This is a genomic window from Variovorax sp. 01N425 (assembly GCF_056399465.1).
On the sequence record NZ_JBFTRJ010000024.1, the window covers coordinates 1 to 13,337 of the forward strand.

Genomic DNA, 13,337 nt, shown 5'->3' on the forward strand with positions numbered 1-13,337 from the left:
GGAAATGGTCATGCCTGGCGACAACGTCAGCATCACCGTGAAGCTGATCAACCCGATCGCGATGGAAGAAGGCCTGCGCTTCGCCATCCGCGAAGGCGGCCGCACCGTGGGTTCGGGCGTCGTGGCAAAGATCCTCGACATCTAAGCCGAGCAAAGAGTACCGGAGGGGTATAGCTCAATTGGCAGAGCGTCGGTCTCCAAAACCGAAGGTTGTAGGTTCGATTCCTACTGCCCCTGCCACTTAGGTGGCACCTCCGAAAAACCCCGTCGCTGACCCGATGGGGGGGCTAAAAAAGTCCATCGTTGACCCGATGGGAGGCTAAAAAAGCCCATCGTGACCCGATGGGCTTCGGCGTCTCAAGAAGGCGCATTGAATTGAAGGCCGAAAGGCCGCAGGAAATCAGCCGAACATGGCCACTTCTCAAATCGAAACCGTGAGCACGGGTGCCGACAAGGCCAAATTGGCCGCGTCGGTGGTGCTGGCAGTGGGCGCCATCGTGGCGTTCTACCTGCTGGCGCGCCAGGGCTCGCTGGTGCAATGGGCTGCGCTGCTGGTCGGCCTGGCCGCGGCCGTGGGTGCCTTCGGCAGTTCGGAGAATGGCCGTCAGTTGTGGGCTTTCGGCCGCGACTCGTGGCGCGAGGTCAAGAAAGTCGTCTGGCCGACCCGCAAGGAAGCCATGCAGATGACGGCTTACGTGTTTGCCTTCGTGGCCGTCATGTCCGTTTTCCTCTGGCTCACCGACAAGACGCTCGAATGGGTGTTTTTCGACCTCATTCTGGGCTGGAGAAAATAAATGACCGACGACGTAGTTGAAACCACGCCGAGCAGCCCCGAGGAAGAAAACACCTCCGTGCTGGCTCCCGCCGCCAACCCCGATCTGCGTTGGTACGTGGTGCATGCCTATTCGGGCATGGAAAAGGCCGTCGAGCGCAACATCATCGAGCGCATCAACCGCGCCGGCATGCAGGACAAGTTCGGCCGCATCCTGGTGCCGACCGAGGAAGTGGTCGAGATCAAGAACGGCCAGAAGCGCACCACCGAGCGCCGCTTCTTCCCGGGCTACGTGCTGGTCGAAATGATCATGGACGACGAGAGCTGGCACCTGGTGAAGCACACCAACAAGGTGACGGGCTTCGTTGGCGGCGCCAAGAACCGTCCGGCCCCGATCTCGCAGAAAGAGGTCGAAGGCATCGTCAGCCAGATGCAGCAGGGCACCGAGAAGCCGCGCCACAAGGTCGAGTTCACCGTCGGCGAATTCGTGCGCGTCAAGGAAGGCCCGTTCACCGACTTCAACGGCACCGTCGAGGAAGTCAACTACGAAAAGAGCAAGGTCAGCGTGTCGGTCATGATCTTCGGCCGCGCGACACCCGTGGAGCTCGAGTTCAGCCAGGTCGAGAAGACCTGAGCCCCGCCGGTCCCCGGACCGGAACCATTCCCGGCTGCGCGTTGTCCGACTCGGCGCGCGGCCTTGATCGAAGAGTCGTTCAACCCCGGGGAGCCGCGGCGAAAGCCAAGGCGATATCACCCGCAAGGAGCAAAGCATGGCGAAAAAAATCGTCGGCTTCATCAAGCTGCAAGTGCCAGCTGGTAAGGCCAACCCGTCACCACCCATCGGTCCCGCACTGGGCCAGCGTGGTTTGAACATCATGGAGTTCTGCAAGGCGTTCAACGCGCAGACCCAGAGCGTCGAGCCTGGTCTGCCGCTGCCGGTGGTCATCACCGCGTTCGCTGACAAGAGCTTCACCTTCATCATCAAGACGCCGCCGGCGATCACCTTGATCAAGAAGGCCATCAAGCTGGACAAGGGCTCGGCCCGTCCGCACACCGACAAGGTCGGCAAGATCACGCGCGCACAGCTCGAAGAGATCGCCAAGACCAAGATGAAGGACCTGACTGCCGCCGACCTGGACGCAGCAGTTCGCACCATCGCCGGCTCTGCCCGTTCGATGGGCGTGAATGTGGAGGGCGTGTAAATGGCCAAGATCACCAAGAAGCAAAAAGCGCTCGCAGGCAAGGTCGACAGCAACAAGCTGTACCCGCTGGCTGACGCAATCGGCATCGTGAAGGAAGCCGCCACCGCCAAGTTCGACGAATCGATCGACGTGGCCGTGCAGCTGGGCATCGACGCGAAGAAGTCGGACCAGGTCGTGCGTGGCGCCGTCGTGCTGCCCAACGGCACCGGCAAGACCAAGCGCGTGGCTGTGTTCGCCCAGGGCGCCAAGGCTGAAGAAGCCAAGGCCGCCGGCGCCGACATCGTCGGCATGGACGACCTGGCTGCCATGGTCAAGGCTGGCGACATGCCTTTCGACGTCGTGATTGCCGCTCCTGACGCGATGCGCGTGGTCGGTACGCTCGGCCAGATCCTCGGCCCGCGCGGCCTGATGCCCAATCCCAAGGTTGGCACGGTGACCCCGGACGTCGCCACGGCCGTGAAGAACGCCAAGGCTGGCCAGGTCCAGTTCCGCGTCGACAAGGCCGGCATCGTGCACGGCACGATCGGCCGCCGCTCGTTCGACAACGACAAGCTGCAGGGCAACCTCGCCGCGCTGATCGACGCTCTGGTCAAGGCCAAGCCGGCGACCAGCAAGGGCGTGTACCTGCGCAAGGTGGCTGTGTCGTCGACCATGGGCCTGGGTGTCCGCGTGGACACGCAGACCATCGCGGCGAGCTAAAGAAAGATTTGCCCGATCCGCAAGGAGAGGGCAGATGTGGTGGGTCGCGGCAGCTCCGGTTGCTGCGAGCCATCCAAGACCGCTGGTGTGCAGGGCGCTGCACTTAATCGCCGGATCGATCCTTCCGGTATCCAGCGCAGATGGCGACCCCACTGCAAGGAATTTGATTTTTGTTCCTGACAGTTGGTCGCTGCATGAAGCGCGATCCGAGGCCCCGGCCGAAGGTCGCATTAAAAGGAGTAGACCTTGAGTCTGAATCGCAGTGAGAAAGAAGCGGTCATCAGTGATGTGACCAGCCTCGCCGCTAAAGCTCAAACGCTCGTGATGGCGGAATACCGTGGCATCACGGTGGCCGATATGACCAAACTGCGCAGCGAAGCTCGCAGCAAGGGTGTGACCCTCAGCGTGTTGAAGAACACGCTGGCACGCCGTGCTGTGGCTGGTAGCGCATTTGAGATCGTTGGCGACCAGATGACCGGCCCGCTGATCTATGGCTTTTCCGAAGACGCAGTGGCCGCCGCCAAGGTGGTGGCCGATTTCGCGAAGACCAACGACAAGTTGGTGATTCGCGGCGGCGCATTCGGTGGCAAGGCCCTGGACGTGAACGGCGTGAAGCAGCTGGCCAACATCCCTTCCAAGGAAGTGCTGCTGGCGCAATTGCTGGGCTTGATGCAGTCCCCGATCTCTCGTACCGCCCGCGTGCTCGCGGCGCTGGCCGAGAAGCGCGGTGGTGGCGAAGCTGCACCCGCCGATGCACCGGCAGAAGCGCAGGCTGCTTGAGCCTTGCGTTTGAAATATTCAACCCAATTGTTAGGAAACAAAAATGGCATTCGATAAAGACGCATTTCTGACCGCGCTCGACAGCATGACGGTCCTGGAACTCAACGACCTGGTGAAAGCCATCGAAGAGAAGTTCGGCGTGAGCGCCGCTGCAATGGCTGCCCCCGCCGGCGCTGGTGGTGGTGCTGCCGCTGCCGTGGCCGAAGAGCAGACCGAGTTCAACGTCATGCTGATGGATGCAGGCGCGAACAAGGTTTCGGCGATCAAGGCCGTGCGCGAAATCACCGGCCTGGGCCTCAAGGAAGCCAAGGACCTGGTGGAAGCCGCTCCCAAGGCTGTCAAGGAAGGCCTGTCGAAGGCTGACGCTGAAGCCGCCAAGAAGAAGCTGGAAGACGCCGGCGCCAAGGTGGAACTGAAGTAATTCAGACCCGCCAGAGGGCTGGAGGTGCCTGAAAAGGCCCTCCAGCCTTTGCCGCTTTCAGAGCGCACCCGAAAACCGGAAAAAAGACGGTTTTCGAGTGTCTTCTGACCCCGACTGCAGAAGACCCCTTGGTTCGGGCGATGTGCAACGCATCGCTGTCCGCCAACGGCTGGTAGTGGCCAGCCGCCAAGCAGTGGTGCCGTTCGCCCGGCACCGCTGACAAGTCGCTGAAGATCTCAAGCTCCGGAGCTCTCATGGCCCAATCGTCCGCGTACAGTTACACCGAACGCAAGCGCATCCGAAAAAGTTTCGGCAATCGCGACAGCGTCGTAGAAATCCCCTACCTGCTGCAGATGCAGAAAGACGCGTACACCGCGTTCCTGCAAGCCGGCATTCCTCCCAAACAGCGCACCGTCGAAGGCCTGCAGGCCGCTTTCGACGCTGCCTTCCCGATCGTCTCGCACAATGGTTTTGTCGAGATGAAGTTCCTCGAGTACAACCTCGCGAAGCCGGCTTTCGACGTGCGCGAGTGCCAGACCCGCGGCCTGACCTTCGCCTCGGCCGTGCGCGCCAAGGTCCAGCTCATCATCTATGACCGCGAGTCGTCGACCTCGCAGTCGAAGGTGGTCAAGGAAGTGAAGGAACAAGAGGTCTACATGGGCGAAGTGCCGCTCATGACCGACAAGGGTTCGTTCATCATCAACGGCACCGAGCGCGTGATCGTCTCGCAGCTGCACCGTTCGCCGGGCGTGTTCTTCGAACACGACAAGGGCAAGACGCACAGCTCGGGCAAGCTGCTGTTCTCGGCCCGCGTGATTCCCTACCGCGGTTCGTGGCTCGACTTCGAGTTCGACCCGAAGGACATGCTGTACTTCCGCGTCGACCGCCGCCGCAAGATGCCGGTCACGATCCTGCTGAAGGCCATCGGCCTGAACCCGGAATCGATCCTCGCGAACTTCTTCGTGAACGACAACTTCCGCCTGATGGACAGCGGCGCGCAGATGGAATTCGTTCCCGAGCGCCTGCGCGGCGAAGTCGCGCGCTTCGACATCACCGACAAGTCGGGCAAGGTCGTGGTCGCCAAGGACAAGCGCGTGACCGCGCGCCACACGCGCGAGCTCGAGCAGTCGGGCACCACGCACATCAGCGTGCCGGAAGACTTCCTGGTCGGCCGCGTCATTGCCCGCAACATCGTCGATGCCGACTCCGGCGAGATCCTGGCCAAGGCCAATGACGAACTGACCGAAGCACTGCTCAAGAAGCTGCGCACGGCCGGCGTGCAGGACATCCAGGTGATCTACACCAACGAACTCGACCAGGGCGCGTACATCTCGCAGACCCTGCGCATCGACGAGACGGTGGACGAATTCGCCGCCCGCGTGGCCATCTACCGCATGATGCGCCCCGGCGAGCCGCCGACGGAAGACGCGGTGCAGGCCCTGTTCCAGCGCCTGTTCTACAACCCGGACACGTACGACCTGTCGCGCGTCGGCCGCATGAAGTTCAACGCCAAGGTCGGCCGCGACGAATCGACCGGCCCGATGGTGCTGACCAACGAAGACATCCTGGCCGTGGTCAAGATCCTCGTGGACCTGCGCAACGGCAACGGCGAAGTCGACGACATCGACCACCTGGGCAACCGCCGCGTGCGCTGCGTGGGCGAACTGGCCGAGAACCAGTACCGCACCGGCCTCGCCCGCATCGAGAAGGCCGTGAAGGAGCGTCTGGGCCAGGCCGAGCAAGAGCCGCTGATGCCGCACGACCTGATCAACAGCAAGCCGATCTCGGCCGCGCTGAAGGAGTTCTTCGGTGCCTCGCAGCTGTCGCAGTTCATGGACCAGACGAACCCGCTGTCCGAAATCACCCACAAGCGCCGCGTGTCGGCCCTTGGCCCGGGCGGTCTGACGCGCGAGCGTGCAGGCTTCGAAGTGCGCGACGTGCACGTGACCCACTACGGCCGCGTGTGCCCGATCGAAACGCCTGAAGGCCCGAACATCGGCCTGATCAACTCGCTGGCCCTGTACGCCCGCCTGAACGAATACGGCTTCATCGAGACGCCGTACCGCCGCGTGGTCGACAGCAAGGTCACCAACGAGATCGACTACCTGTCGGCCATCGAGGAAGGCAAGTACGTCATCGCCCAGGCCAATGCGGTCCTGGACAAGGAAGGCAAGCTGACCGGCGACCTGGTCTCCGCGCGTGAAGCCGGCGAATCGATCCTGGTCGGTGCCGAGCGCATCCAGTACATGGACGTGTCGCCCGCGCAGATCGTGTCGGTGGCTGCCTCGCTCGTGCCCTTCCTCGAGCACGACGACGCGAACCGCGCGCTGATGGGCGCCAACATGCAGCGCCAGGCGGTGCCCGTGCTGCGCCCCGAGAAGCCGATGGTCGGCACCGGCATCGAGCGCGTCTCCGCGGTCGACTCCGGCACCGTGGTCACGGCCACCCGCGGCGGTATCGTCGACTACGTCGACGCGACCCGCATCGTGGTGCGCGTGAACGACGCCGAAGCGGCAGCCGGTGAAGTCGGTGTGGACATCTACAACCTGATCAAGTATCAGCGTTCGAACCAGAACACCAACATCCACCAGCGTCCGATCGTCAAGCGCGGCGACAAGATCGCCAAGGGCGACGTGGTGGCCGACGGCGCATCGACCGACCTCGGCGAACTGGCCCTCGGCCAGAACATGCTGATCGCGTTCATGCCCTGGAACGGCTACAACTTCGAAGACTCGATCCTGATCTCGGAACGCGTCGTCGCCGAAGACCGCTACACCTCGATCCACATCGAGGAGCTGGTGGTGATGGCCCGCGACACCAAGCTCGGTGCCGAGGAAATCACGCGCGACATTCCGAACCTGGCCGAGCAGCAGCTCAACCGCTTGGACGAATCCGGCATCATCTACGTGGGTGCCGAAGTGCAGCCGGGCGACACGCTGGTGGGCAAGGTCACGCCGAAGGGCGAGACCACGCTGACGCCTGAAGAGAAGCTGCTTCGCGCCATCTTCGGCGAGAAGGCTTCCGACGTGAAGGACACCTCGCTGCGCGTGGACCAGGGCTCGCAAGGCACCGTGATCGACGTGCAGGTGTTCACCCGCGAAGGCATCACGCGCGACAAGCGCGCCCAGCAGATCATCGACGACGAGCTCAAGCGCTTCCGCCTCGACCTGAACGACCAGCTTCGCATCGTCGAAGCCGACGCGTTCGACCGTATCGAGAAGCTCCTGACCGGCAAGGTTGCCAACGGCGGCCCGAACAAGCTGGCCAAGGGCACCAAGCTCGACAAGGCCTACCTGTCGTCGGTCGAGAAGTTCCACTGGTTCGACATCCGCCCGGCGGACGACGAAGTGGCCACGCAGCTCGAGTCGATCAAGAACTCGCTGGAGCAGACGCGCCACAGCTTCGACCTCGCGTTCGAGGAAAAGCGCAAGAAGCTCACGCAGGGCGACGAGCTGCCCGCAGGCGTGCTCAAGATGGTCAAGGTCTACCTGGCCGTCAAGCGCCGCCTGCAACCCGGCGACAAGATGGCCGGCCGCCACGGCAACAAGGGTGTGGTGTCGAAGATCGTTCCGGTCGAAGACATGCCCCACATGGCCGACGGCACGCCGTGCGACATCTGCCTGAATCCGCTGGGCGTGCCTTCGCGGATGAACGTGGGCCAGGTGCTCGAAGTGCACCTGGGCTGGGCCGGCAAGGGCATCGGCCACCGCATCGGCGACCTGCTGCAGCAGGAGGCCAAGGTGGCCGAGCTGCGCAAGTTCATGGAGCAGCTGTACAACGGCTCGGGCCGTCCGGAAGACCTCAGCCAGCTGAGCGACTCCGACGTGCTCGCCATGGCAGCCAACCTGCAGAGCGGTGCGACCTTCGCCACGCCGGTGTTCGACGGCGCCTCGGAAGAGGAAATCCGCGGCATGCTGAAGCTCGCCTATCCGGACGACATCGCCAAGCTCAAGGGCCTGACCGAGACGCGCACGCAGGCCTACCTGTACGACGGCCGCACCGGCGACCAGTTCGAGCGTCCGGTCACCGTCGGCTACATGCACTTCCTGAAGCTGCACCACCTGGTGGACGACAAGATGCACGCCCGTTCGACCGGCCCGTACTCGCTCGTCACCCAGCAGCCGCTGGGCGGCAAGGCGCAGTTCGGCGGCCAGCGTTTCGGCGAAATGGAAGTGTGGGCGCTGGAAGCCTACGGCGCCGCCTACGTGCTGCAGGAAATGCTGACGGTGAAGTCCGACGACGTGCAAGGCCGTACCAAGGTGTACGAGAGCATCGTCAAGGGCGAACACTCCATCGAAGCCGGCATGCCGGAATCGTTCAATGTGCTGGTCAAGGAAATCCGTTCCCTGGGCCTGGACATCGAACTCGAACGTTCTTAAGTTGAAAAGGGAAAGAGTCTTATGAAATCGCTACTCGACCTGTTCAAGCAATTCACCCCTGATGAGCATTTCGATGCCATCAAGATCGGCATGGCTTCGCCCGAGAAGATCCGTTCGTGGTCTTTCGGCGAGGTGAAGAAGCCCGAGACGATCAACTACCGCACCTTCAAGCCCGAGCGCGACGGCCTCTTCTGCGCCAAGATCTTCGGCCCCATCAAGGACTACGAGTGCCTGTGCGGCAAGTACAAGCGCCTGAAGCACCGCGGCGTGATCTGCGAGAAGTGCGGCGTCGAAGTCACGCAGACCAAGGTGCGCCGCGAGCGCATGGGCCACATCGACCTGGCCGCGCCCTGCGCGCACATCTGGTTCCTGAAGTCGCTGCCGTCGCGCCTGGGCCTGGTGCTCGACATGACGCTGCGCGACATCGAACGCGTGCTGTACTTCGAAGCCTACGTGATCACCGACCCCGGCATGACCCCGCTGAAGAAGTTCGGCATCATGTCCGAGGACGACTATGACGCGAAGCGCAAGGAATACGGCGACGAGTTCGTCGCCAAGATGGGCGCCGAAGGCATCAAGGACCTGCTCGAAGGCATCGAACTCGACAGCGAGATCGAACGCCTGCGCGGCGACCTGACCGGCTCCGAAGTCAAGGTCAAGAAGAACTCCAAGCGCCTGAAGGTGCTGGAAGCCTTCCGCAAGTCGGGCATCAAGCCCGAGTGGATGGTGCTCGACGTGCTGCCCGTGCTGCCGCCGGACCTGCGTCCGCTGGTGCCGCTGGACGGCGGCCGCTTCGCGACCTCCGACCTGAACGACCTGTACAGGCGTGTGATCAACCGCAATTCGCGCCTGCGCCGCCTGCTGGAACTCAAGGCTCCGGAAATCATTGCTCGCAATGAAAAGCGGATGCTGCAAGAAGCAGTCGACTCGCTGCTGGACAACGGCCGCCGCGGCAAGGCCATGACGGGCGCCAACAAGCGCGCGCTCAAGTCGCTCGCCGACATGATCAAGGGCAAGAGCGGCCGCTTCCGCCAGAATCTGCTGGGCAAGCGCGTCGACTACTCGGGCCGTTCGGTCATCGTGGTGGGCCCGACGCTCAAGCTGCACCAGTGCGGCCTGCCCAAGCTGATGGCGCTCGAGCTGTTCAAGCCCTTCATCTTCTCGCGCCTGGAAGCCATGGGCATCGCGACCACGATCAAGGCTGCCAAGAAGGAAGTCGAATCGGGCACGCCGGTGGTCTGGGACATCCTGGAAGAAGTGATCAAGGAACACCCGGTCATGCTGAACCGTGCGCCTACGCTGCACCGTTTGGGCATCCAGGCGTTCGAGCCGATCCTGATCGAAGGCAAGGCGATCCAGCTGCACCCGCTGGTCTGCGCGGCCTTCAACGCCGACTTCGACGGCGACCAGATGGCCGTCCACGTGCCGCTGTCGGTGGAAGCGCAGATGGAAGCCCGCACGCTGATGCTGGCCTCCAACAACGTGCTGTTCCCGGCTTCGGGCGAACCGTCGATCGTTCCTTCGCAGGACGTGGTGCTGGGTCTGTACTACACGACCCGCGACCGCATCAACGGCAAGGGCGAGGGCCTGATCTTCTCCGACATCGGTGAAGTGCAGCGCGCGCTCGACGCCAACGAAGTCGAACTCACCGCCAAGGTGGCAGTGCGCATCACGGAATACACCAAGGACAAGGAAACCGGCGAATTCACGCCGTCGACCTCGCTGGTGGACACCACCGTGGGCCGTGCGCTGCTGTCCGAGATCCTGCCCAAGGGCCTGCCGTTCTCGAACATCAACAAGGCGCTGAAGAAGAAGGAAATCTCCAAGCTCATCAACGTCTCGTTCCGCAAGTGCGGCCTCAAGGAGACCGTGGTGTTCGCCGACAAGCTGCTGCAGAACGGCTTCCGCCTGGCCACCAAGGCCGGCATCTCGATCGCCATCGACGACATGCTGGTGCCCGCTGAAAAGCACGGCATCATCGAGCGCTCGGCCAAGGAAGTGAAGGAGATCGAGCAGCAGTACGTCTCCGGTCTCGTGACTTCCGGCGAACGCTACAACAAGGTGGTGGACATCTGGGGCAAGGCCGGCGACGAAGTGTCGAAGGTCATGATGGCCAAGCTCTCGAAGCAGAAGGTCATCGACCGCCACGGCAAGGAAGTGGAGCAGGAGTCGTTCAACTCCATCTACATGATGGCCGACTCCGGCGCCCGCGGTTCCGCAGCGCAGATCCGCCAGGTGGCCGGCATGCGCGGCCTGATGGCCAAGCCGGACGGCTCGATCATCGAGACGCCCATCACCGCGAACTTCCGCGAAGGCCTGAACGTGCTGGAGTACTTCATCTCCACCCACGGTGCCCGAAAGGGCCTGGCCGACACGGCGCTGAAGACGGCGAACTCGGGCTACCTGACCCGCCGCCTGGTCGACGTGACGCAAGACCTGGTCGTGACCGAGCAGGACTGCGGCACGCACGGCGGCTACCTGATGCGCGCCATCGTCGAAGGCGGTGAAGTCATCGAATCGCTGCGCGACCGTATCCTCGGCCGCTCGGCGGCCGACGACGTGCTGCACCCGGAAAACCGCTCGGTGCTGCTGAAGGCCGGCGAGATGTTCGACGAGGACAACATCGAAGAGCTCGAGGCGCAAGGCGTCGACGAGGTCAAGGTGCGTACCGCGCTGACCTGCGAAACCCGCTTCGGCATCTGCGCGACCTGCTACGGCCGCGACCTGGGCCGCGGCGGCCTGATCAACATCGGCGAAGCCGTCGGTGTGATCGCTGCGCAGTCCATCGGCGAACCCGGCACGCAGCTCACGATGCGTACCTTCCACATCGGTGGTGCGGCATCGCGTGCGGCGGTGGCCTCGAGCGTCGAAGCCAAGTCCAACGGCGTGATCGGCTTCAACGCCACGATGCGCTACGTGACCAACAGCAAGAACGAGCTGGTGGTGATTGCACGTTCGGGCGAGATCGTCATCCATGACGAACACGGCCGTGAGCGCGAACGCCACAAGGTGCCGTACGGCGCGATCCTGGCGGTCAAGGCCGACCAGCAGATCAAGGCCGGCCACGTGCTCGCCAACTGGGATCCGCTGACGCGCCCGATCATCACGGAATTCGCCGGCAAGACGCAGTTCGAGAACGTGGAAGAAGGCCTCACCGTCGCCAAGCAGGTGGACGAAGTGACCGGCCTGTCGACCCTGGTCGTGATCGATCCGAAGCGCCGCGGCGCTGCCAAGGTCGTGCGCCCGCAGGTGAAGCTCATCGACGCCTCCGGCGCCGAAGTGAAGATCCCGGGCACCGACCACTCGGTGACGATCGGCTTCCCGATCGGCGCCCTGGTGCAGATCCGCGACGGCCAGGACGTGGGCCCGGGCGAAGTGCTGGCGCGTATTCCGGTCGAAGGCCAGAAGACCCGCGACATCACCGGCGGTCTGCCGCGCGTTGCCGAGCTGTTCGAAGCCCGTTCGCCGAAGGACAAGGGCATGCTGGCCGAAATGACCGGTACCGTGTCGTTCGGCAAGGAAACCAAGGGCAAGATCCGCCTGCAGATCACCGATCCCGAAGGCACCGTCTGGGAAGACCTCGTGCCGAAGGAAAAGAACATCCTGGTGCACGAAGGCCAGGTGGTGAACAAGGGCGAAAGCGTGGTCGACGGCCCGGCGGACCCGCAGGACATCCTGCGCCTGCTGGGTTCGGAAGAACTCGCGCGCTACATCGTGGACGAAGTTCAGGACGTGTACCGCCTGCAGGGTGTGAAGATCAACGACAAGCACATCGAGGTGATCGTTCGCCAGATGCTGCGCCGCGTCGTGGTCGACAACATCGGCGAGACCGGCTACATCTCCGGCGAACAGGTCGAACGCAGCGAAATGCTCAACACCAACGACGCCCTGCGCGCCGAAGGCAAGATCCCCGCGACGTTCACCAACCTGCTGCTGGGTATCACGAAGGCGTCGCTGTCGACCGACTCGTTCATCTCTGCCGCTTCGTTCCAGGAAACGACGCGCGTGCTGACCGAAGCCGCGATCATGGGCAAGCGCGACGAGCTGCGCGGCCTGAAGGAAAACGTCATCGTCGGCCGCCTGATCCCCGCGGGCACCGGCATGGCCTACCACCAGGCGCGCAAGGCCAAGGATCAGATGGACGAGGCCGAGCGCCGCGCCATCGCCGAATCCGAAGCCGCCGAACTGGCCGGTTCGACCAGCGATGTTTCCACCACGGCCGACGCCAGCGAAGGCGCCGCGTCCGAATAACTGGTTAGCATCACCGGCCATGACCGGTATCCGACGCCCCCCGACCGCCCCCGGTTGGGGGGCGTTTTTCTTTGAGTTGTCCATTGCGAGGCGTTTTTGCCGATGAGCGTGTTGCCCGATTCGATGGTCGGCTGGATCGTCATTGCCGTGCTGCTGTTCTGGTTCGTGGGCGCGTACAACCGGCTCGTGCGGCTGCGCGCGGCCGTGCTCCAGGCCTATGCGACGCTCGACGCGGCCCTGCGGAAGCAGCTGGACTTCGTCCAGGCCAGCATCACGGCCGCCCTGCCGGAAAAGGACGCGTCCAGCCATTCGTCGGCCGTGGCGCCGCTGCAGGCCGCCACCAACCAGCTTGCGACCCTGCTTGGCGCCACCCGCCTGCATCCGCTCGACCCCGGCGGCATGGCCGCGCTGGCCACGGCGCTGCAGGTGCTGATCACGGCCTGGCAGCGCCAGCATCCGGACGCGGTGACGGTCTTCGAGGCGGACGGAACGCTCTCGCGGCCGGCGCCGCTGCTGCCGGCCGGCGCCGGTGCCGGTTCGGCCTCCGGCACACTGGAACCCATGGCCTGGCCCGAGCCTTCGGCCGCCGCGGAAATCGCACGCAGCCAGTTCAACCTGGCGGTGGGGCAGTACAACGCCGCCATCGTCCAGTTTCCGGCGTTGCTGGTGGCATGGATGGTGCGTTTGCGTCCGGCCGCGCCGCTGCTTTGAAGCCGTCCGGACGCCGGCGTTGCATTTTTTCTCCGTACGCTCGCGGGGCGCCGCGTCAGCCGCGCGCCCGTTGACGCCCATTACCATCGCCCCAACTTGTCAGAACTAACTTCCGATCATTC

Annotated in this window: 10 protein-coding genes and 1 tRNA gene; all 11 read left to right on the plus strand. The window is 63.7% G+C overall.

The window, feature by feature from the left end:
- Positions 1–145 (plus strand): EF-Tu C-terminal domain-related protein (locus AC1DSC_RS29965; protein WP_478084152.1); only part of this gene is annotated, 145 nt, incomplete at its 5' end.
- Between the two features lie 19 nt (positions 146–164).
- Positions 165–240, plus strand: a tRNA-Trp gene (locus tag AC1DSC_RS29970).
- Between the two features lie 170 nt (positions 241–410).
- Positions 411–794: a preprotein translocase subunit SecE gene (gene secE, locus AC1DSC_RS29975; RefSeq protein ID WP_012745745.1), complete on the plus strand. Its 384-nt coding sequence runs from the start codon at positions 411–413 to the stop codon at positions 792–794.
- Entirely contained in the window at positions 795–1,406 is a 612-nt protein-coding gene (nusG, locus tag AC1DSC_RS29980) for a transcription termination/antitermination protein NusG (RefSeq protein ID WP_012745746.1), read from the plus strand. It abuts the gene before it with no gap.
- Positions 1,407–1,542: 136 nt separating this feature from the next.
- Positions 1,543–1,974, plus strand: coding sequence for a 50S ribosomal protein L11 (gene rplK, locus AC1DSC_RS29985; protein WP_012745747.1), 432 nt, complete (start codon positions 1,543–1,545; stop codon positions 1,972–1,974).
- Positions 1,975–2,673: a 50S ribosomal protein L1 gene (gene rplA / locus AC1DSC_RS29990; RefSeq protein WP_012745748.1), complete on the plus strand. Its 699-nt coding sequence runs from the start codon at positions 1,975–1,977 to the stop codon at positions 2,671–2,673.
- 246 nt (positions 2,674–2,919) lie between these two features.
- The gene (gene rplJ, locus AC1DSC_RS29995) at positions 2,920–3,453 is read left to right on the plus strand and encodes a 50S ribosomal protein L10 (protein ID WP_012745749.1); all 534 of its coding nucleotides are present in this window, start codon (positions 2,920–2,922) and stop codon (positions 3,451–3,453) included.
- A gap of 43 nt (positions 3,454–3,496) precedes the next feature.
- Positions 3,497–3,874 carry a 50S ribosomal protein L7/L12 gene (rplL, locus tag AC1DSC_RS30000; protein WP_012745750.1) on the plus strand — a complete coding sequence of 126 codons (378 nt, stop codon included), beginning with the start codon at positions 3,497–3,499 and terminating at the stop codon, positions 3,872–3,874.
- A gap of 254 nt (positions 3,875–4,128) precedes the next feature.
- Positions 4,129–8,253, plus strand: a complete 4,125-nt coding sequence (gene rpoB / locus AC1DSC_RS30005; protein WP_012745751.1) for a DNA-directed RNA polymerase subunit beta — start codon at positions 4,129–4,131, stop codon at positions 8,251–8,253.
- Positions 8,254–8,274: 21 nt separating this feature from the next.
- Entirely contained in the window at positions 8,275–12,504 is a 4,230-nt protein-coding gene (rpoC, locus tag AC1DSC_RS30010; RefSeq protein ID WP_012745752.1) for a DNA-directed RNA polymerase subunit beta', read from the plus strand.
- Between the two features lie 102 nt (positions 12,505–12,606).
- A complete protein-coding gene (locus AC1DSC_RS30015) occupies positions 12,607–13,215 on the plus strand; it encodes a LemA family protein (protein ID WP_012745753.1) in 609 nt (202 codons plus the stop codon).
- The last annotated feature ends 122 nt before the right edge of the window (positions 13,216–13,337 follow it).